Here is a 19,231-nt window from a genome sequence, read left to right on the forward strand (position 1 = left end):
TCCGCCACGGGACGGACCCGCCTCCGCCGGGCGGCGGAGACGGCTCCTGTCCATGGGGAGGAGGTGGGCTCAGGGCTGGTGGAACATCACCTCAGGATGTTCCGGGTCGGGGCCGTCGAGGAGCGGCTGCGGGATGCCGCGCAGGTGCTGGTCGAAGAAGGCGGCCACATAGGTCCGGTTGATCACCGTCTTCCGCGCGGCGGGCAGCGGGGAGCGCGGAAGGTCGAAGTGCTCCTCGATCACGGGGCTGTCCGAGAAGGTGAAGTGATCGGTTCCCGCGACGGTCAGCCAGCGCTTCCAGCCGCCCAGGCGCGGCCACGTCCGGTCCTCGCCGCCCGGCCGGTGGACCGCGTCGTCGGTGCCGAGCAGCATGAACGGCCGACCGCCGAGGCCTCCGGCCGGGAGCTCCTCCCAGAACGAGCCGTCCATGTTGATCCCCGCGTCGACCCGCCGGTCACCGGCCATCGCCGAAGCGGCACTCGCCCCGCCGATGGAGTGCCCCGCCATGCCGACCCGCCGCTCGTCGATCATCTTGGCGTGGCGCCACGCCGGATGACGTCCCGTCAGCCGGTCGAGGACGAACGACACGTCCTTGGCCCGCGTCGACGTCGACACACTGCCGTGCACACCGCCCTCGTCGACCGCGGTGCAGGCGACACACGTCAGCATCCGCCCGCCCGGGACGGCGATGCCGAAGGACTCGTAGGCGTGGTCGAGCGACGCGACGACGTACCCCCGGCTCGCCAGATCCTCGGCGAGGCCGGTCAAGGTGTAGCGGGAGACCGCGAATCCCGGCGAGAGCAGGACCAGGGGGTGCTTGCCCTTCGCCGGGCGGGCGTAGCGGCGGCTGTGCGTCCGCATGGCGCTCAGCTCCTCCGCCGGCACCCGCCCGTACTGCTTGAGCCCCTGGGTGAGGAGTCTGGTCTCCTCGGTGGTGGCGTACGGGGCGGGGGTGCCACCCGAGGAGCGGGCCGCGGGGTAGTGGACCGTGACCATGAGCTCCCGGCCTCCGGCGGAGGGCACCCACGGGTCCGTACGGGACCGGTCGAGAAGGTGGAGGACGGAACTCCCCACCGAGTACAGGCCGGTGGGGGAGGGGAGCTGAGGGCGGTCCACCCGCGCGGCGGAGGTGCCGGCCGGTGCGGAGACAGGGGCGGCCGGGTCCGCGTGGGCGGTGGCGACCGGCAGGGAGAGGGTGAAGGCGAGTGCCGCGGCCGTCGCCGCGCGGATCAGTAAGGACATGACCGCGACGCTAGCCGCGCCGGCTCGTACGGCGCGTCAGACTCCGGTCGCGCTTCCGGGGCCCTCCTCGTACGACTTCGGGAGCACATCGGCCGCCTGGGCCCGCAGCCAGTCCAGGAGCAGCCGGACCCGTTCGTCCCGCTCGGGCGGGCGGCGGCTGAGCAGGTGGTAGCTGCTGCCGTCGGGGACGAAGCCGTACGGGGCGGCGAGCCGGCCGCGCTCGATGTCGTCGCGGACGAGTGCGTACGGGCCGATCGCCACGCCGAGACCGGACTCGGCGGCCTGGAGGGTCAGGGAGAAGTGCTCCAGATGCTGGTGACCGGCGCCCGCCGCGGCGTCGGCGGCCAGGCCGGCCGCCCGGAACCAGTCGTCCCAGGCACGCGGCCGGGTGCGGGTGTGCAGGAGTGTCGTCGTCGCCAGGCGGGACGGGTCGGTGAGGCGGGCGGCGAGGTCGGGGCGGCAGACCGGTCCGGTCCGTTCGGTGAAGAGCGGGGCGCGGCTGACCTGTTCGGGGAACGGGAAGTCGTTGCGCCGGATCGCCACGTCGACACCGTCGTGACGGTCGGGCGCGAAGGAGACGGGGCCGCCGCCCGCGGAGAGGTGCACGGTGACACCCGGCGCGTGGACGGCCAGGCCGGGCAGGCGTGGAATGAGCCAGCGCATCAGCAGGGTCGGCTCACAGGACAGGGTGAGCGGGCCGCTGTCGGCGTCCTCGCGCCGGGCGATGCGCCGCGCCGCCGTGTCGATCCGGTCGAGGGCGTCGCGGACGACGGCCGCCAGCTCCCGCGCCTGCGGCGTCGGCCGCAGCGAACGCGCCGACCGCTCGAACAGCACGACGCCCAGGGCCCGTTCCAGATTGCGCACCTGGCGGCTGACCGCGCCATGGGTGACATGGAGCTCCTGCGCGGCCGCGCTGACGCTCCCGTGCCGGACCACCGCCTCGAACGGCATCAGCGTGTTCGGAGGCGGAAGGTCAGGCCATGTCATGTATGAATTCTAGTCACGCTCATCGTGAGAAAGACTCGCTTGTACAGCGCTTTTCCCTCCCGGAGGATGGCTCGCATGACTCATCCCGTCACGGATGCCTCCCATCCGGCAGGGCCCGCACCGTCCGCGGTCGCGGTCCTCGCCGACGACCTCACCAGCGCGGGGGACGGCGCGGCACCGTTCCGCGCCGCCGGGCACGAGGCCCGGCTCCTGCTCTGTGATCCGCCCTCCTTCGCCGCGCAGGTCTTCCCGCCGCTCGGAACCGGCGTGACCGCCCTCGACCTCGGTACGCGCGTGCTCGACGAAGCCCAGGCCGCCCACCGGACCGGGGAAGCGGCGGGCGCGCTGGCGGCCGCGGACCTGCTCGTGAAGACGGTCGACTCCACCCTGCGCGGCCATCTGGCCTCCGAGGTACGCGCCGCGTGGGCCGGCTCCGGGCGGCGTGCGGTGGTCCTCGCCCCCGCGTTCCCGGCGGAGGGCCGGGTCACGGTCGGCGGGGTGCAGTTCGTACGGGGCGTGCCGGTGCACGAGAGCGAGTTCGCCCGTGATCCGGTCCACCCCGTGACCTGCTCGGACCTCTCGCTCCTGTTTCCGGATGCCGTACTCGTCGGCCCCGACCGGCTCGCCGGCCTGCCCCAACTCATCGATGAGGGCGGGTTGTTCGTCTGCTGCGCCGTACGGGACGAGGACCTGGACGCCCTCGTCGCGTCGGTCACGGAGCCCGAGGCCGTGCTGTGGGTGGGTTCGCCAGGGCTGGCCGCGGCGCTGGCCCGGCGCCGGATCCGCACGCCCGCCGCCACCCCGCCCACCCTCACTCCCGCCCTCCGCCCGCTGGTCGTCGTCGGCAGCGCCAACCCGTCCTCCCTGCGCCAACTCGACCTGCTCCACGACCGGTCCGGCGCGGACGGCGCGACCGTCACCGCCGACCCCGGCCAGGCGGTCACCGCCCTGCGCCGCATGACCACATCCGTGCGCACGCTGCGGATGCCCGCGGCCCGGCACGACCCGGCGACCGCGCGGATCCTCGCCCGCTCGCTGGCCGACGCCGCGTGCGCGCTCGTCGAGTCGAGCGACGCCGACGCGCTCGTGCTGACCGGTGGAGAGACCGCGGTGACCGTCCTGACGGCGCTCGGCGCAGCCGGCATCCGACTCGTCGACGAACCCGAACCGGGGGTGGCCCGGGGCCTCTTGACCGGCCTGGGAGGTACACGCGGCCCGGACACCGTGCCCGTACTCATCAAGGCAGGCGGATTCGGGGACGACGGCACCCTGCTGCGTCTGGCCGAGATCGCCGCGCACCCGCACGGCCGACGCGGCTCCACCGACGCGGCAGACCGAGGAGGGCGCCGGTGACCACCCCGCCGATGAACACCTCCCCGGTGACCACGCCACCCATGACAGTCCCGCCGGTGACCGCCCCGCTGGCGATCACCATGGGCGACCCCTGCGGCATCGGACCCGAGATCACGGTCAAGGCCTGCGCCGACACGCGCCGCACCGAACCGGTCGTGGTGATCGGCGACCCCGGCGTCCTCGCCCGCGCCTGCCGCACCACCGGCGAACGCCTGGAGATCCGTCCGATCACCCGACCCGCGGAGGCGGCCCACAGGCCAGGGACCCTGGACGTCCTCACGGCCGGCACGCCGGACACCGCGAGCCCGGCCCCCGAACCGCTCGCCGGCCTGCCGTGGGGCACACTCCACGCCCGCGCGGGCGCGGCTTCCTTCCAGTACGTGCAATGTGGCATCGCACTCGCGCTGCGCGGCGAGGTCACGGCGCTGGTCACCGCACCGGTCAACAAGGAGGCGCTGCGGCTGGCCGGAGTGCCGTACCCCGGCCACACCGAGATGCTCGCCGACCTCACCCGCACCCGCGACTACGCCATGATGATGGCCAACGACGAACTGCGCACCGTGCTCGTGACGGTCCACCAGTCCCTGCGTACCGCCATCGACGCGCTCACCACCGCGCGGGAGCTGGACGTCATCCGGCTCACCCACCGCACCCTGCGCCGTGGTGGCCTCGCCGCCCCGCGCATCGCGGTCGCCGGGCTCAACCCGCACGCGGGCGAGAACGGCCTCTTCGGCCGCGAGGACCAGGACGTGATCGCCCCCGCGATCGAGGCGGCCCGCGCCGAGGGCATCGACGCGAGCGGGCCCTGGCCCGCCGACACGGTCTTCATGCGGGCCCGCGCCGGCGAGTTCGACGCCGTCGTCGCCCAGTACCACGACCAGGGCCTCATTCCGGTGAAGTACCTGGGTCTGGAGCACGGCGTCAACATCACCATCGGCCTGCCGTTCGTCCGCACCAGCGTGGACCACGGCACGGCGTTCGACCTCGCCGGCCGGGGGACGGCCGACCACACCAGCCTGCTGACGGCCCTGCGCCACGCGGCCGCCCTGACGACCCAGAACCGACCGACCGAGACACCGAGGCACTGACCGTGGACTTCATCTTCATGCTCACCCGCGAGGACCGTACGGTCTCCGACAGCCTGCGCGTCCTCGACGCCGTACGAGACCTGGGCATCACCCACATCGGCTTCAAGGACGTCGGGGCGGACCGGGACACGCTGCGCCTGCTCCACGAGCGCATCAAGGACATGGGGGCGACCTCCTACCTGGAGGTGGTCAGCACCCACCGCGACCAGGTCCTCGCCTCCGTACGGACCGCCGTCGCCCTGGGCGTCGACCAACTGATGGGCGGCACCTGGATCGAGGAGACCCTCGCCCTGCTGGGCGGCACCCAGATCGCCCATCTGCCCTTCGTCGGCCGCCCCGAGGGCCACCCGACCCGCCTGGCCGGCGGCCCCGAGCGGATCGCCGCCGACTGCCGCCGCGCCGAGGAGGCCGGCTGCGCGGGCGTCGACCTCCTCGCCTACCGGGCCACCGACGCCGAGCCCCTGGAGCTCGTGCGCACGGCGCGCGCGGCGACGGCCGGCCGTCTCGTCGTCGCCGGCTCGATCACCACGACGCAGCAGATCCGCGCCCTCGCCACGGCCGGTGCCGACGCCTTCACCATCGGCTCCGCGGCCTTCGACGGACGCCTCGTCCCGCACGCCGGAACCCTCGCCGCACAGCTCGCCCCGGTGGTCGAGGCGGCGGCGACCTGAGCCCTGCCCACGGGCGTGTTGCCGGGAAGGGCGCGGCGCCCCGTGCTTACAGTGACGCCCGTGCCCCGTGCTCCCCACACCGCGGCCGCCTTCGTCGCCTGCTCCCTGTTCGCCGGAGGGAACGCCGTCGGAGTCCGGTTCAGCAACCGCGAGCTGGATCCCCTGTGGGGCGCCGCCGTCCGGTTCGGGGCCTCCGCGCTGGTCCTGCTGGCGATCATGGCCGGGATGCGGCTGAGCCTGCCGCGCGGCCGGGCGCTGGGCGGCGCGGTGCTGTTCGGCACCCTCAACTTCGGGGTCACCTTCGCGCTCGCCTACTACGCGCTCGTACGGATCCACGCGGGCCTGGGCCAGACCCTGCTGGCGCTGGTGCCGCTCGTGGCGCTGCTGCTCGCGGTGGCGCAAGGACAGGAACGCTTCCGTGCCATGGCGCTCGCGGGCACCGTCTGCGCCGTCGCCGGGGTCGCCCTCGCCTCACGCGCCTCCCTGGAGGAGTCGGTCCCGGTGCTCTCGCTGCTGGCCGTGCTCGGCGCCGTCCTCTCCTTCGCCCAGGCCACCGTCCTCGTGAAGCGGCTGCCCCCGCTCCACCCCGTCACCATGAACGCCGTCGGCATGACCGCCGCCGCGGCACTCCTGTTCGCCGGCTCCGCGCTCGTGGGTGACACATGGCGGCTGCCCGACCGCGCCGCGACCTGGTGGGCACTGGTATACCTCGTGGTGGCCGGCTCGGTCCTCACCTTCGTCCTGTTTCTCCAGGTGGTCGAAGGGTGGGGCGCCTCCCGGGCCGCCTATGTGTTCGTGATCATCCCCGTCGTCACGATCGTGCTCTCGGCCTGGCTGGACGACGAACCCCTGACCCTGGGTCTGCTGCTCGGCGCTCCGCTGATCCTTCTCGGGGTGTACCTCGGGGCGCTGAGACCCGCCCGGCAGCGCGACACCTGACGGCGCCCGGCCGCCGGCGGTGGGGGCGCCGTACGAGGAGGTGGCCGCGGCGGCATAGAGTCGGCGGGAAGTACGTCCTCCCACGACCGTCGACGACGAGGAGCAGCAGCCGTGACCGAGCCGGTGTCCACCGCCCTGCAGCAGGAGATCGCCCGGGATCTCGAAGTGTCCGCGACCTTCGACGCGGCGGCGGAGATCGAGCGCAGGGTCGCGTTCCTCACCGAGCGCCTGACGTCCACGGGGATGCGCTCCCTGGTCCTCGGCATCAGCGGTGGCGTGGACTCCACGACGGCCGGGCGACTGTGCCAGCTGGCGGTGGAGCGGGCCCGCGCCGCCGGGCACGATGTGACGTTCTACGCGATGCGGCTGCCGTACGACGTGCAGGCGGACGAGAAGGACGCCCAGCTCGCCCTCGGCTTCATCCAGGCCGACCAGGTCCTGACCGTCGACATCAAGCCGGCCAGTGACGCCGCCCTGGAGGCCTGCGCCGCGTCGGGCGTGACCTTCCGGGACGCCCACCACCAGGACTTCGTCCAGGGCAACATCAAGGCCCGGCAGCGGATGATCGCGCAGTACGCGGTCGCGGGCGCGCACGACGGCCTGGTCGTCGGCACGGACCACGCCGCCGAGGCGGTCTCCGGCTTCTTCACCAAGTTCGGTGACGGCGCCGCCGACCTCGTACCGCTGACGGGCCTGACCAAGCGCCGCGTGCGCGCCGTCGCGGAGGCGCTGGGCGCCCCGGCCGAGCTGGTCTGGAAGACCCCGACCGCCGACCTGGAGACCCTCGACCCGGGCAAGCCCGACGAGGACGCGCTCGGTGTGACGTACGACGACATCGACGACTTCCTCGAGGGCAAGCCGGTCGGAGAGCCCGCCTTCGCCTCGATCGTCCGCCGTTACCGCCTGACCGAGCACAAGCGGCAGCTGCCCGTCGCCCCCTGAGGCGCCCGCGCGCGGCGATCGCGCGCCACCGTATTCCCTCCGTGCCCACCGGTGTTGTCCACCGGTGGGCACGAGCGGTTTTGGGACGTTGTCGCAGCCGGGATTACCCAGGGGTGGTGCGCCGGGGTGGTGTGGTGGTCAACTGGCTGCATAAAATAGAGAGTGTTCTTTATCTTTGATGAGGGGGTGGGTGAGCTCGGCGCTGGGGGCTGGTCCAGGGGGTAGGGGGTGTGGACTTTGGTATTCGTGTGGCTGTAGTGAGCGTGGAGGTAGAGATGGCGCGGGCGACGCAGGAGCGCGCTGTGCGGACCCGGGAGGCGATTCTCCAGGCGGCCGCAGAGGTGTTGGACGAGAACGGCTTCGCGGGCGCGAGCATCACGAAGATCGCGGAGCGGGCCGGTTCCACGACGGGCGCGTTGTATTTCCATTTCAAGTCGAAGGAAGGAATCGCGCTCGCCGTCATGCGGGCGCAGCCGGACACGATCGTCCCGCGGCTTTCCTCGGTGGGTCTGCAGCGGCTGGTGGACATCACGCTGGTGTGGTGCTGGCGGTTGCAGCGTGACCCCTTGCTGCGCGCGGGCGTGCGGTTGTCGGTGGAGCAGGGGGCGTTCGGCCTCCAGGACGACACCTCGTTCCGCGAGTGGGCCGGAATCATGGAGGAATGCCTGGCGGAGGCCCGGGCCGAGGGTGATCTGCTCGACTCGGTCGACGCCACCGAGGTCGCCGAGTTCGTCGTCGGGGCATGTACGGGCACGCAGCTGCACTCGCAGCTGATGTCGGGCCGATCGGATCTGCCGGAGCGGGTGCTGCGGATGTGGCGCTTTCTGCTGCCCGGCATCGCGAGCCCGGAGGCGGTGTCGCGGATCAAGCTGGACCTGGAGCGGGGAAGGGTGGGGTGACGGGGTGCTGAGCGGGTTAACACGAGGGCACGAGGCACGTAAGGGCGTCGTCGGCGTGGGCGGGTGCGGGGAGCCGGCGGGGCCGGGCCTCGGAGGCGGCGCGCGGCTGCGCATCGTGGTCGCCGGGGCCAGCGGGACGGTGGGGTCGCGCGTGGTGCGCATGCTCGTACCCGGACATGCCGTACGCGCACTGACGAGAGATCCGGCCCGCGCCGCCCGGGCGGGACTGGGCGGCCAGATCGTGGGCGCGGACCACCACGACGGCCCGGGTCTGGTGCGGGCGTGCAGGGGAGCGGACGCCATGCTCCTGATCACCGGCGATCCCATGCGCCCCGACCTGGACGAGTGCTTCCTCGCGGCGGCGCGCCGCGCGGGGGTCCGGCGCGTGGTGAAACTGTCCGCGCTGGCGGTGAGCGACCCCGGGGCACGCGACCTGATGACCTGTCGGCAGCGCGAGACCGAGGATCTCGTGCGGTCCTCCGGAATGGAATGGACGCTGCTGAGACCGCGTGCGTTCATGTCGAACGCGCTGAGCTGGGCGGCCTCCGTGCGCGAATCGGGAGTCGTACGCGCGCTGCACGGAGACTCGCGCAACGCGTGTGTGGACCCGGAAGAGGTGGCGGCCGCCGCGGTCCGCGTACTGACGACACCCGGGCACGCCTCCCGTGCGTACGGGCTGACCGGCCCCGAGGCGGTGTCCGCCCGGGAACAGACGGAGCAGCTCGGGCGGGCGCTGGGGCGGCCGCTCGACTTCGTGGAACTGACCCGCCGGGAAGCGGTGGAGAGCTGGCGCGCGCGGTATCCGGAACCGATGGTGAGCGCGCTGCTGGAGAGCGCCGAGCGGCAGCTTGAGGGCGCGAAGCTGGCGGTGACCAGCGGGGTGACGGACCTCACCGGTCGTGCGCCGGGGCCCTTCTGGGCGTGGGCGGCGCGCCACACGCACCACTTCCGCTGACCGTACGAGGTCCGGTCCGGCTCCCTCCCGTGAGAGCCGGACCGGACCTGCGGACGAGCCGACCGGCCTGGACTAGAAGGTCAGGTTCCAGGCGTCGATCCTGCCGGTGTCCTGGGACGCCACGTCGGCGACGCGCAGCTTCCACGTACCGTTCGCCACCTCCGCGGAGGCGTTGACCGTGTACACCTTGGCCACGTTGTCCGTGCCGTCGTTGTTGGCGAAGTCCTCCAGCGGGTACACCGTGCCGTCGGGGGCGACCAGGGAGACGACCAGGTCACCACGGTAGGTGTGCTTGATGTCCACACCGACCTTGAGGGTGGCCGGGGCGTTTCCGCTCACGCCCGAGACCGTAAGCGGGCTCTCGACGGTGGCGTTGTCCGCGATCGCGACGTCCGTCGTGGTCTCGAAGTACGGGCCGGTGGGCGGCGTGGTCGCACCGCCGACCGCCTTCAGGGCGTCGGTCTGACCCTCACCGAAGAAGCCGTTCTTGCCGGTCGTCCCGGTGCACCGGCTGTCCGACGGGCAGGCGGTGTCGGTGGCCTGGACGCCGAGCTTGGCGCGGATGTCGGCCGGGGTGTACGACGGGTTGACGCTCGCCATCAGCGCGGCGACACCCGCGACGTGCGGGGACGCCATCGACGTACCGTTGCTGTTGCCGTACTTCCCGCCCGGCAGCGTGGAGTAGACGCCGCTCGCGCCGTCGCCGCCCGGGGCCGCGATGTCGATGACGCCGTTGCCGTAGTTGGAGTACGAGGCCTTGACGTTGCCCTTGCCCGTCGCGGCGACGGTCACGACACCCGGCAGCTCGGTCGGGATGTCGAGGCAGGCGTTGGTGATGGTGCGGGTGACCGGCGTGGAGTCGTTGGGGCTCTCCGTGTCGGTCGTCTTGTTCGCCAGGTCGAGGTTGGAGTTGCCGGCCGCGGCGATCTGCAGGGAGCCCCGGCTCTCCGCGTACTCCTGGGCACGCTTGACGCCCTCGATGATGGCGGCCTGGTCGACGTTGTCCGGGCAGTTGAACTGCCACGGGTCGGTGTAATAGCTGTTGTTGGTCACCTTGAAGCCGTGGTCACCGGCCCACATGAAGCCGCAGATCGTGTTCTCGGCGAAGAACAGGCTGCTGCCCGGCTCGGCGATACGCACCGAGGAGATCTTCACCCCGGGAGCGACACCGACGACACCCTTGCCGTTCTTGGCCGCCGCGATCGTGCCCGCGACGTGCGTCCCGTGCGTACCGACGTCACGCCAGGCGCCGGTGCGGGTGTCCGCCTTGCCGTACGCGCACGAGGCGGAATCGGCGGCGTTGAAGTTCGGGGCGATGTCCTGGTGCTTGTCGTCCACGCCCGTGTCGAGCACACCGACCTTCACCGACGCCGAGCCCGTGGTCACGCCCCACGCCTGGTCGGCCTTGATCTGGGTCATGTCCCAGCGGGTCAGGCTCTCGTTCAGCGTCGTCGGCGTCTGGGCCGGGTTCGCCGGCAGCGCCGGGTTGTACGCGTCGGCCGGAACGTCCGACGTACGCGTGGCACCGACCTGCTGAACTCCGGAGACCGTGCGCATGGCGGCGGCGAAACCGGTCGAGGTGGAGTGCGCGACGATCACGCCGATCGCGTCGTACGAGGCGAAGACCGAACCGCCCTTGGTGGCGACGGCCGCGCGTACGGCGGACGTGTCACCCGGCGTGGTGATGACGAGGTAGGCGCGCGTCCCGGCGGCCCAGGCCGCCGCTGCCTGCGGCGCGGTCGTCGTGGCGGTCGAGGCGGTCGCCGTGGCCGGGGTCACGAAGGCGAGAGTGGCGCCGATCGCGAGCGCGGCGGCCGCGGGGGCCCGGAACCGGGTGCGTATGTGACGTATCAATGCGTCCTCCGAGTCCCGGCATGCCGGTGGGCCGCCGGGCCGAGTGTGTAGGGGGCGAACGCAAGATGTCAGACACGTCGACTGCGGAGGAAGAGGGGAATCCCTTGCCTCACCGCCGCACCACCCTGGCAGTCGGCGGACGACGGGATTCCCCTTGTCGCGGGGGGCTTCCCGGGCGAAGGAGAGTGAGTTGAGCGGGCGCGCGGGCGGCACGGAAGGCGGCCCCGCACGGGGGCCGCGTCAGGGCAGGAGGGGGCCGGAGGCCAGGTGGTGGAGGAGCGGGACTACCAGCCGAAGCGACGGTCGACGACCGCGGCGAACTCCTCGAACGTGAGCACCTCGTCGCCGTTCGCGTCGGCGGCGTCGAACAGCGCGGAGGAGCCCTCGACGTCCGAGACTCCCCACAACGGCAGGTCGCCCTGGGCGGCGAGGGTGGGACCCTTCGTCCGGAGCGCGTTGATCACCTCGGAGCGGGTCAGCGTCCCGTCCTCGTCGAGGTCCAGCGCGTCGAACAGCTTCCGGGCCTTGGCACTCATCACGTCGTTCCTTCCTTCCCGCGACGGTCGACGGTGGCTGTGAGTGGCCGTATAGGCCGTCACCCTCGCGCTTACACGGTGTAACGGCACTGGGAGACTCTTGGTTCCCGAGCTCTGCTCCCGCCTGTTCCGGTGGATTTCGCGCGCGGTGATCCATAACAGTCCGTAGCACCTCTGCGGCTACAGGTTGTTCAGCCACGCGCCGAGCGCGTCGAAATCCTCGTCCGTGAGGCCCTGGCGCGCATCGACGCGGTACAGCAGGGCCCGCCCTCCGTGGTGCCGGGCCACCCACCGCCGGTCGGCGTCCGTGATCTCGTCGTCGACCCAGACGAACGGCCGCCCGCCCGACCGCTCGACCAGAGCGCGGGTCTTCCAGTGCAGCCGATGGTGCGCCGCGCCGCGGTCTTGGCCGGACTCCTCCGGCCAGTCCACCACCGGCAGCTCCGGCAGACCCAGCCAGGGGGAGACGCAGGCGTTGGCATCGTCCATCCACGTCGTGGCCCACACCAGCTCGCACGGAAGCGCCCTCAGCCGGGCCCCGTAGGCAGGGTTGACCCGGGACAGCAGCGGGTGCGCGTCGACCCGCGAGGCGCGGCCCGTGCTCGACCGGTACGTGGGGTACCCGCCCGGCCGCTCCTGCGGGGTGGCCCCGAAGGGAATGAGGGGGCCGTCGACGTCAAGGAAGAGGAGGGGGCGCCCTGTGGATCCGATCACGGCCACACGATAGCGACGGCCCACTTCAGGGACCCGACGAAACGGGCCTCCGAGCCCGGCACGGGCCAACGGCCCCGCCGCCCACGTGATTCACCTCTCACCTGTCAACCCATCAGGCCCCCCTGTGCGTATGGCCAGTGAACCCGCACTACGAGGAGCCCCGTTGCACCAGACTCTGAGCGAGACCGCCCGGCCGCCGAAGGCCGCACCCGCGCCCCAGCGGGGAAGCTCTCCGGCCGTCCCCGCGGCCGGTCCGCGGTGGCGACCGGGATGGACGCGTGCGGCGGGTGTCGCCCTGGGTGTGTACGCGGGCGCCGCTGCCCTGCACCTGTTCGCGCTCGTCCTGCTGGACAAGCCGGGCGGCCCGGGCCTCATGGACCGGCTGGTCGCCTGGGACGGCGGGCTCTACGTCTCGATAGCGGAGGACGGCTACCCCAAGGGCTTCACCTACGGTCCGGACGGCGAACTGACCGGCAACACCCTCGCGTTCTTCCCCCTCTACCCCCTCCTCGTACGAGCCGTCGCGGCGACGACGGGCATGGGGGCCGCGACCGCGGCCGTCGTGACCGCTCATCTGTGCTGCGCCTCGGCGCTGTTCGCCGTGCTGCGGCTCATGACCCGTCTGTACGGCTCCCGTACGGCCACGATCACCGTCATACTGCTGGCGGCCGCGCAGCCGATGGCCGTGGTCTTCTTCATGGGCTACAGCGAGGCGCTCTTCCTCGCCCTGGCCGCCGCGACGCTGCTCGCCGCGCACCGCCAAGCCTGGATCTCCGCCGGCATATCGGCCCTCCTGTCCGGCCTGACCCGGCCGGCGGCCCTCGCGGTGGTGCTCGCCGTGGCCGTCGCCGCCGTACTCCACATGAAGCGAGAGGCACGCCCGGCCGCGCGGCCGCTCATCGCGGTGGCATTGGCCTGTCTCGGCACACCCGCCTACCTCCTGTGGGTCGGAAACCGGCTCGGCCGGCTCGACGGATGGTTCGTCGTCCAGGAAGCCGGGTGGGGCACGGCATGGGACAACGGCGCGGCCACCCTCGACTTCCTCGCCACCGCGGCGCTCGAGGAGGGCGGTTGGGTCCCCGTCAGCACCGCGCTTCTGCTGATCGCCCTGACCGTGGCGACGGCCATGACCTGGCAGCGGCGGCAGGTCACCTGGCCGCCGCTGCTCGTGTACGGCACGGCGATGCTGGTGATCACCCTCGGCCAGAGCAACTTCTACCACTCCAAGCTCCGCCTCCTCATTCCTACGCTCCTCTTCCTCGTCCCGGCCGCCCGCGCGCTCGCGAGGGCGAACCGGCGCACCGCGATCACGGTCCTCACGGGGGCGACGCTGTTCGGCTGCTGGTACGGGGCGCACATGGTCACGGTGTGGCGGTACGCGATCTAGCGTCAATCCGGGGCCAGTAACTGCCCTGTGTCGACAGGGGCGTTGAGGGTTGAATGGGGTCATGACAAAGATGGGGTTGCTTGAGGGCAAGGTCGTCATGGTGACCGGTGCGTCCAGCGGGATCGGCGCCGCCGCGGCGCTGCTGTTCGCTCGGGAAGGCGCGGCGGTGGTGCTCGTGGCGCGGCGGGAGGACCGTTTGCGTCTGCTGGAGAAGGAGATCGTGGGGGAGGGTGGGCGCTGTGCCGTCGCCGCGGGTGATGTGACCGTGATGACGGATGTCGAGCGGGCGGTGCACAGAGGGGTGAGTACGTTCGGCAGGCTGGACGGCGCCTTCAACAACGCCGGGTGGGCGGTTGCCGGATCGTTGCTGCACGAGACCGGGGAGGACGTGCACCAGCAGATCATGGACGTGAACGTGCAGGGCGTCTGGAACTGCATGCGAGCCCAGATACCGGCCATGCTGGAGTCGGGGCCGGGTGGAGCCGTGGTGAACACCTCCAGCGTGGCGGGGATGCTGGCGACCGGCGCGTCGTCCTCGTACGTCGCCGCGAAACACGCCGTGCTGGGGCTGACCCGATCGGCGGCGGCCGAGTACGGAGAGCGCGGGATCCGCGTCAACGCGCTGGTCGTGGGCTCAACACGGACCGAACTGATGGCGGAAGTGCTGGAGCAGACACCGGAGTTGGAGACCGCGTTCACCTCCCGCGCCATCCAGAAGCGGATGGCCGAGCCCCGCGAGGTCGCGGAGGCGGCGGCGTGGCTGTGCAGTGACCGGTCGTCGTTCGTGACGGGCACGGCCCTCGCCGTGGACGGCGGCTGGACGGCCGTCTGACACCAACTCATCGAGGGCCTCTTCCCGGCCCGTACGGTCGCGTCGCCTCACGGGGCCGCGCGACCGTACGGGCCGGCTGTGTTTCCGTGGCCGGGCATCCCTTCCGGCTCAGCCGCCTATGACTCCCTAACCTTCCTCAACATTCCCTGTTGTACCCTTCGTTGAGGGGGAGTTAGGGTACTTGTGTGAATGATCGTTTCTACTCCGTGGAGCAGGTCGCCGAGCGGCTGGGGCTGCATGTGCGCACGGTCCGCAACTACGTACGGGACGGGCGCCTCGCCGCCGTCCGTATCGGCAAGCAGTACCGCATCGCGCACGAGGACCTCGAAGCGTTCACCGGCCGACCGGTGCCCCCGGCGCGCCCGGTCGAGGAGGCCGGGGCGGAGGGAGCGGCCGGCGCGGACGCACATCGGCGGCACACCGACGTCACCAGCGTCGTGGAGATCGACGGAGTCGACAGCCGGACAGTTCACCGCCTCACCAGCCTCCTGATGGCCACGGCGACGGGCCCGCGCCCCGGCGGATCCGCCCTGCGGATCGAAACCGTCTACGACGAGGACCGCCGCCGCCTGAAGGTCGTCGTCCTCGGTGGCCTGACGGAGACGGCCCTGCTCTTCGCGTACATGGACGGGGTGCTCGACTCGTGAGTACGAAGCCCATGAAGCCGATCTACTCGTCCCCGGCCGGTGAGGAGCAGATCCAGCGGAACTACGAGGAGGCCCTGGCCGCTTGGCCGGTCTTCGCAGAGCGCGTCCACGTACCGACCCGTCAGGGGGACACGTTCGTCCTCGCCTCCGGCCTGCCGCAAGCGCCACCCCTGGTCCTCCTGCACGGCTCGGGCGCGAACGCGACCATGTGGCGGGACGACATCCCCATCTGGTCGCGGTACTTCCGTACGTACGCCGTCGACCTCATCGGCGAGCCGGGCATGAGCGCCCCGACCCGCGGCCGTCTCCTGCCGTTCTTCCCCCTCCACCCAAAGGAGTCCGTCCCATGGCCGACACCCTTCAGCACCTCGCCGGTACCCCCGTCCTCGTCTGCTCGCCGGACGGCACACCGCTACGCACCGAGCAGGACGCGCTCGACCTGATCGGCGAAGGCTTCTACCAGGGCGCCGGCTGGGTGGCCGTCCCGGCAGACCGACTGCCGGAGGACTTCTTCCGGCTCCGGACGCGCCTCGCGGGCGACATCGTCCAGAAGTTCGTCAACTACCGCATGGGCCTGGCCGTCATCGGGGACATCTCCCGCCACACCGAATCCGGCACAGCCCTGCGCGACTTCGTCCGCGAGAGCAACCGGGGAACCCAGCTCTGGTTCCTGCCGGACCTCGACGCTCTGCGCACCCGGCTGACACCCGCCTAAGACGTCGTTTCATTTGGTGAGGCGGCGGTGGCAGATGAGGGCTGCGGCTATGCCGACGAAGGCGAGGAAGTGGTCGGCCTTGCGCTCGTATCGATCGATACGGCCGATTACCAGCGGCGCATGAGCCGTCTCGCCCACGGCAGGCGGACTGCCAGGACGTCGGTGTGCCTGACCCCGAGCGGGGTCGGGCACACCGACGTCGTCGTTCCGGCGCCGGGGCCGTGGTCAGGTGCCGAAGGTCCATGCCGCCCGGTTCCCGTAACCTCCGGTGCCGGTCCCGGCGTAGAGCCAGTAGGCGTGGTCCGCGGTGGCTTCGCGGGCCAGGAGGTCGGGGTGACCGTCACCGGTCAGGTCTCCGGTGGCGATCAGGTGGGTGTAGGCGCCCCAGCCGGCGCCCATCGGGACCCGTGTACCGAAGCCGCCGGCACCCGTACCCGGATAGCGCCACAGCTGGCCCGAACCGTCCACTGCCAGGAGATCAGCCTTCCCATCACCCGTCAGGTCCCCCGCACCAACCAGCTGGGTGTAGGCGCCCCAGCCGGCGCCCAGTCCGGTGGCGGGCTGGTAGCCGCCCTTGCCGTTGCCCGCGTACTGCCAAAGCTTTCCGGCCGTGTCCACGGCGAGCAGGTCGGGGCGGCCATCGCCCGTGAGGTCCCCGGCGCCGGTCAGGGTGGCCAGCGGACCTGCGAAGCGGGGCCAGGGGATGCGGTAGACCACCCGGTTGGGCTGGTTCTCGTTGATGAACCAGAGGGAGTCCCGCCCGGCGTCGTAGGCCAAGTTCTGGAGGTGCACGGAAGCGCGTTTCCAGAGCTGGACCGGCTGCCCCGGCAGGGCCCGGTACACAGGGCGATGAGGCGGGGAACTGCGCGAGCAAGGCGTCCGAGAAGGACACGTCGCAGCGCGACGTCTGCACGGTCGGGGACGCCGTCATCGTCACCGGCCACCGCGACGGGCAGTCGGGCACGAGCACCTTCACCGCCCGGCTCCTCGACGCCAAGAGCGGCAAGCTGCGCAAGAAGTTCGACTTCGCCCTCCCCGAGGAGAGCGGCTCTACGTCTTCCCCGGCGGTGGCTCTCGCGCAGGTGGGCGAGTGGCGGGACGGTTCGCCGGCCCTGCTGATCCGCAACCGCGTCGACACCCCGGCGGACGGCTTGAAGAAGGCCTCGGCCCAGACCGTGCTGACCATGTACGCGCCGTCCGGCGAGAAGCTGGGGAGCTCCTCCTTCGACGGGGACACCCACATGTCCACCCCCGTCCGGCACGGCTACCTCGTGGACACCAGCGGCTCCGGCGGCGCCAAGTTCATCCCGATCGGTGACGGGGAGACCCTGACCACCGAGGCCTCGCACATCGATCTCAAGGGGGCGGTCGGCTCCGGTCTCGGCTACTCCTCGCAGCGGGACATCTCCTACCAGCCCTCCGCCTGGTGGCTGACCGCCACGGACATCCGCACCGGCAAGAAGGCGTGGAACACCAAGGACCTCGCGCCGCCGGCCGCCATCGCCAAGCTGGTCACCTCGGCCAAGGCGACCAGTGCGCGGCTGATGCCGTACCAGGGCGACAAGGCCCTCCTCGAATGGTCCTCATACGGCGATTCCGAAGCGGTCATGACGCTGATCGACGTCAAGGGCGGCCGCCGGCTCGCCGAGGGGCCGGGCATCGACACCAACGGCACCATCGATGACGACGGCCTCGCCATCTCCCCGGACGGCAAGACCGCCGTGGTGCAGTACGGCAAGGGCGCGGTCGCCTGGAACACGGAGACCGGCAAGGAGCTGTGGCGCCAGGCCGCGGACGAGGTGAACATCACGCCGCGCGCCCTCCCGGGCAACGGCGTCCTCTACGCGAACCTGGACGGCACCGGAGCCGCGCTCGACGCTCGCGACAAGAAGCTGCTGACCTCCGGGATCGAGGAGATGCCGCAGTTCACGACGAACGGGTACGCCGCCGTCCGCAGCGCCGGGGGCATCTTCGTCTTCGCCACCCAGCCCGTCTGACGGGCGCCCCGCCCCCGGTTCAGGCGGGGGGTCCGGCGGTCCCCCGGACGGGGGCGGGGTGGGCCGGAGGTGGCGGACGGCGTACGCGGCGATCGCCGCGGCGGCGGAGACCAGCCCGCCCCACAGGCCCGACCGGGCGCCTCCTCGGTCAGCCGGCCGACCAGCACCGCGCCGAAGGGCGTGGAGCCCTGCAGGACCAGGTGTCCAGGCTCATGGCCCGACCCCGGTACGGGCGGGTCGCTGCCGAGCTGGATGCGGTGGTTCGCGGCCTGCGCGAAGAAGCTGGCCGCGAACCCGGTGCCGGCCAGCGGCAGGGTGGCGGAGATCGGCCCGGGGGCAGCCGACCGCGGTGGTGAGCAGCCCTAAGGCCGGCGGGCCGACTGCGCCGGGCCATGGTCGCCGGCGCGGCCAGCAGCGAGCCCGCCGCGAAGGCGGTGGTCAGCAGCCCGAAGGTGGTGGCGCTGGTGCTGGTACGGAAGATGGTCTTGGCCCGCGCCTGCCATCAGGGGCAAGGTCAGGTGAAAGCTCAGGCCGAACAGGGAGATCACCGAGACCAGGCCGATGATCAACGACAGGTCGGGCCGGCCGGTGACGTACCGGATGCCGTGATCAACCGCGGCCGACCGGACCGGTGGGGCGCCAGGAGGAACTCGGCGGGCCGCATCCGCCGGAGGGGACTGAAATCGTTCGATGTAAGACGCCCTGCTCAAGCAACTGCACGCCGCCTGCCAGGCCGCAGACGACCTTGCCGCGGCCTCAAAACAGCCTTCCACCAGCACGCCGACAGCGAGATCCTGCTCAGCTTCCCCGGCCTCAGCCCCTGCTCGCAGCCCGCGTCCTCGCCGAGATCGGCGACGACCGGACCCGCTTCGCCGACGCCGGAGCCCTGAAGTCCTACGCCGGCTCCGCCCTGATCACCGCGCCTTCGGCAAGAAATGCTTCGTCGGCCACCGCTTCATCAAGAACAACCGGCTCATGCACGCAGGCTTCCTCTGGGTCTTCTCAGCCCTCAAGGCCTCACCCGGAGCCAACCCCACTACCGCCGCCGCCGTGAGCACGGCGACTGGCACAACGCCGCCCAGCGCAACCTGCTCAACCGCTTCCTCGGCCAGCTGCATCACTGCCTCCAGACCCGGCAGCCGTTCGACGAGCAACTCGCCTTCGTACCGTTGGCTCTGTCTCCGGAAGCGCCAGGCACTCAGAGATAGCCCCGAGTGCTGTCGGCCCCGCCGCTCACCCGCCCGCCCTATCCGCTCTGGTTGCCTTGCTCAGCTGGGCGGCGAGACGGACGGCGGTCCTCTCCCCGGCTCGCTGCCTGATCAGACCCTCTTTGGCAGCTGCACGAAGCCAGACCTCCGAGCTGCCCTCAGCAGACTTCAACACTCGCGCGGTCACCTGAGTATCCCCTCGTAGCGTGGAGCCCGTGATTGCAGGGGAAGTTGGGATTCATGGGGTCCAAGAAGAAGCCGCCGT

General features: G+C 71.6%; 18 protein-coding genes and 1 pseudogene. 13 read left to right on the plus strand and 6 right to left on the minus strand.

Going from position 1 to position 19,231, the window contains the following annotated elements:
• Nucleotides 1-69: 69 nt before the first annotated feature.
• Both IEZ01_RS03685 and IEZ01_RS03690 read right to left on the minus strand, forming a co-directional pair.
• The gene (locus tag IEZ01_RS03685; protein ID WP_189199778.1) at nt 70-1,242 is read right to left on the minus strand and encodes an alpha/beta hydrolase family protein; all 1,173 of its coding nucleotides are present in this window, start codon (nt 1,240-1,242) and stop codon (nt 70-72) included.
• A 36-nt stretch (nt 1,243-1,278) separates the two neighbouring features.
• Nucleotides 1,279-2,229 carry a LysR substrate-binding domain-containing protein gene (locus IEZ01_RS03690; RefSeq protein ID WP_189199780.1) on the minus strand — a complete coding sequence of 317 codons (951 nt, stop codon included), beginning with the start codon at nt 2,227-2,229 and terminating at the stop codon, nt 1,279-1,281.
• Between the two features lie 75 nt (nt 2,230-2,304).
• On the opposite strand from IEZ01_RS03690, the gene IEZ01_RS03695 reads away from it, so the two are divergent.
• The 7 genes from IEZ01_RS03695 to IEZ01_RS03725 all read left to right on the plus strand — a co-directional run bounded on the left by IEZ01_RS03695 (nt 2,305) and on the right by IEZ01_RS03725 (nt 9,076).
• Nucleotides 2,305-3,582, plus strand: a complete 1,278-nt coding sequence (locus IEZ01_RS03695; RefSeq protein ID WP_189199783.1) for a four-carbon acid sugar kinase family protein — start codon at nt 2,305-2,307, stop codon at nt 3,580-3,582.
• The gene (gene pdxA, locus IEZ01_RS03700; protein ID WP_019891471.1) at nt 3,579-4,670 is read left to right on the plus strand and encodes a 4-hydroxythreonine-4-phosphate dehydrogenase PdxA; all 1,092 of its coding nucleotides are present in this window, start codon (nt 3,579-3,581) and stop codon (nt 4,668-4,670) included. Before IEZ01_RS03695 ends, pdxA begins: the two co-directional genes overlap by 4 nt.
• Nucleotides 4,671-4,672: 2 nt before the next feature.
• Nucleotides 4,673-5,341 (plus strand): beta/alpha barrel domain-containing protein, encoded by a 669-nt coding sequence (locus IEZ01_RS03705; RefSeq protein WP_189199785.1) that lies wholly within the window; start codon nt 4,673-4,675, stop codon nt 5,339-5,341.
• A 60-nt stretch (nt 5,342-5,401) separates the two neighbouring features.
• Nucleotides 5,402-6,280: a DMT family transporter gene (locus IEZ01_RS03710; RefSeq protein ID WP_019891473.1), complete on the plus strand. Its 879-nt coding sequence runs from the start codon at nt 5,402-5,404 to the stop codon at nt 6,278-6,280.
• Between the two features lie 111 nt (nt 6,281-6,391).
• A complete protein-coding gene (nadE, locus tag IEZ01_RS03715; protein ID WP_189199787.1) occupies nt 6,392-7,222 on the plus strand; it encodes an NAD(+) synthase in 831 nt (276 codons plus the stop codon).
• Nucleotides 7,223-7,497: 275 nt separating this feature from the next.
• Nucleotides 7,498-8,121 carry a ScbR family autoregulator-binding transcription factor gene (locus IEZ01_RS03720; RefSeq protein WP_019891475.1) on the plus strand — a complete coding sequence of 208 codons (624 nt, stop codon included), beginning with the start codon at nt 7,498-7,500 and terminating at the stop codon, nt 8,119-8,121.
• Nucleotides 8,122-8,176: 55 nt separating this feature from the next.
• Nucleotides 8,177-9,076, plus strand: coding sequence for an NAD(P)H-binding protein (locus IEZ01_RS03725; protein WP_019891476.1), 900 nt, complete (start codon nt 8,177-8,179; stop codon nt 9,074-9,076).
• 72 nt (nt 9,077-9,148) lie between these two features.
• On the opposite strand, the gene IEZ01_RS03730 is transcribed toward IEZ01_RS03725, so the two are convergent.
• From IEZ01_RS03730 to IEZ01_RS03740, 3 genes are all read right to left on the minus strand, one after another.
• The gene (locus tag IEZ01_RS03730; protein WP_189199789.1) at nt 9,149-10,930 is read right to left on the minus strand and encodes a S8 family serine peptidase; all 1,782 of its coding nucleotides are present in this window, start codon (nt 10,928-10,930) and stop codon (nt 9,149-9,151) included.
• A gap of 284 nt (nt 10,931-11,214) precedes the next feature.
• Nucleotides 11,215-11,466, minus strand: a complete 252-nt coding sequence (locus IEZ01_RS03735) for an EF-hand domain-containing protein (protein ID WP_019891478.1) — start codon at nt 11,464-11,466, stop codon at nt 11,215-11,217.
• A gap of 180 nt (nt 11,467-11,646) precedes the next feature.
• Nucleotides 11,647-12,186, minus strand: coding sequence for an HAD domain-containing protein (locus IEZ01_RS03740; protein WP_189199791.1), 540 nt, complete (start codon nt 12,184-12,186; stop codon nt 11,647-11,649).
• Between the two features lie 157 nt (nt 12,187-12,343).
• Here IEZ01_RS03740 and IEZ01_RS03745 point away from each other — a divergent pair, with 157 nt between their 5' ends.
• The 4 genes from IEZ01_RS03745 (at nt 12,344) to IEZ01_RS03760 (ending at nt 15,761) form a co-directional block, all read left to right on the plus strand.
• Nucleotides 12,344-13,567, plus strand: a complete 1,224-nt coding sequence (locus IEZ01_RS03745; RefSeq protein ID WP_229832647.1) for a hypothetical protein — start codon at nt 12,344-12,346, stop codon at nt 13,565-13,567.
• A 61-nt stretch (nt 13,568-13,628) separates the two neighbouring features.
• Nucleotides 13,629-14,399: an SDR family NAD(P)-dependent oxidoreductase gene (locus tag IEZ01_RS03750; protein ID WP_189199794.1), complete on the plus strand. Its 771-nt coding sequence runs from the start codon at nt 13,629-13,631 to the stop codon at nt 14,397-14,399.
• Between the two features lie 185 nt (nt 14,400-14,584).
• Nucleotides 14,585-15,046, plus strand: a complete 462-nt coding sequence (locus IEZ01_RS03755; RefSeq protein ID WP_189199796.1) for a helix-turn-helix domain-containing protein — start codon at nt 14,585-14,587, stop codon at nt 15,044-15,046.
• Nucleotides 15,047-15,392: 346 nt separating this feature from the next.
• Nucleotides 15,393-15,761 (plus strand): DUF4180 domain-containing protein, encoded by a 369-nt coding sequence (locus tag IEZ01_RS03760; protein WP_019891485.1) that lies wholly within the window; start codon nt 15,393-15,395, stop codon nt 15,759-15,761.
• A 225-nt stretch (nt 15,762-15,986) separates the two neighbouring features.
• On the opposite strand, the gene IEZ01_RS03765 is transcribed toward IEZ01_RS03760, so the two are convergent.
• Entirely contained in the window at nt 15,987-16,553 is a 567-nt protein-coding gene (locus tag IEZ01_RS03765) for an FG-GAP repeat domain-containing protein (protein WP_189199798.1), read from the minus strand.
• Nucleotides 16,554-16,828: 275 nt separating this feature from the next.
• On the opposite strand from IEZ01_RS03765, the gene IEZ01_RS03770 reads away from it, so the two are divergent.
• Together IEZ01_RS03770 and IEZ01_RS03775 are read left to right on the plus strand one after the other, a co-directional pair.
• Nucleotides 16,829-17,758: an outer membrane protein assembly factor BamB family protein gene (locus IEZ01_RS03770; RefSeq protein WP_189199800.1), complete on the plus strand. Its 930-nt coding sequence runs from the start codon at nt 16,829-16,831 to the stop codon at nt 17,756-17,758.
• Nucleotides 17,759-18,457: 699 nt separating this feature from the next.
• Nucleotides 18,458-18,966: pseudogene (locus IEZ01_RS03775) on the plus strand (transposase); the annotation flags it as partial.
• Between the last annotated feature and the right edge of the window lie 265 nt (nt 18,967-19,231).

The organism is Streptomyces purpureus, assembly GCF_014648195.1.
Lineage (GTDB): Bacteria > Actinomycetota > Actinomycetes > Streptomycetales > Streptomycetaceae > Streptomyces > Streptomyces purpureus.

Bases quoted from the DNA above. Each gene is read 5' to 3' on its own strand.
- IEZ01_RS03720 (WP_019891475.1), top strand. From the start codon at position 7,498: ATGGCGCGGGCGACGCAGGAGCGCGCTGTGCGGACCCGGGAGGCGATT.
- IEZ01_RS03685 (WP_189199778.1), bottom strand. From the start codon at position 1,242: ATGTCCTTACTGATCCGCGCGGCGACGGCCGCGGCACTCGCCTTCACC.
- IEZ01_RS03760 (WP_019891485.1), top strand. From the start codon at position 15,393: ATGGCCGACACCCTTCAGCACCTCGCCGGTACCCCCGTCCTCGTCTGC.
- IEZ01_RS03735 (WP_019891478.1), bottom strand. From the start codon at position 11,466: ATGAGTGCCAAGGCCCGGAAGCTGTTCGACGCGCTGGACCTCGACGAG.
- IEZ01_RS03695 (WP_189199783.1), top strand. From the start codon at position 2,305: ATGACTCATCCCGTCACGGATGCCTCCCATCCGGCAGGGCCCGCACCG.
- IEZ01_RS03690 (WP_189199780.1), bottom strand. From the start codon at position 2,229: ATGACATGGCCTGACCTTCCGCCTCCGAACACGCTGATGCCGTTCGAG.
- IEZ01_RS03750 (WP_189199794.1), top strand. From the start codon at position 13,629: ATGACAAAGATGGGGTTGCTTGAGGGCAAGGTCGTCATGGTGACCGGT.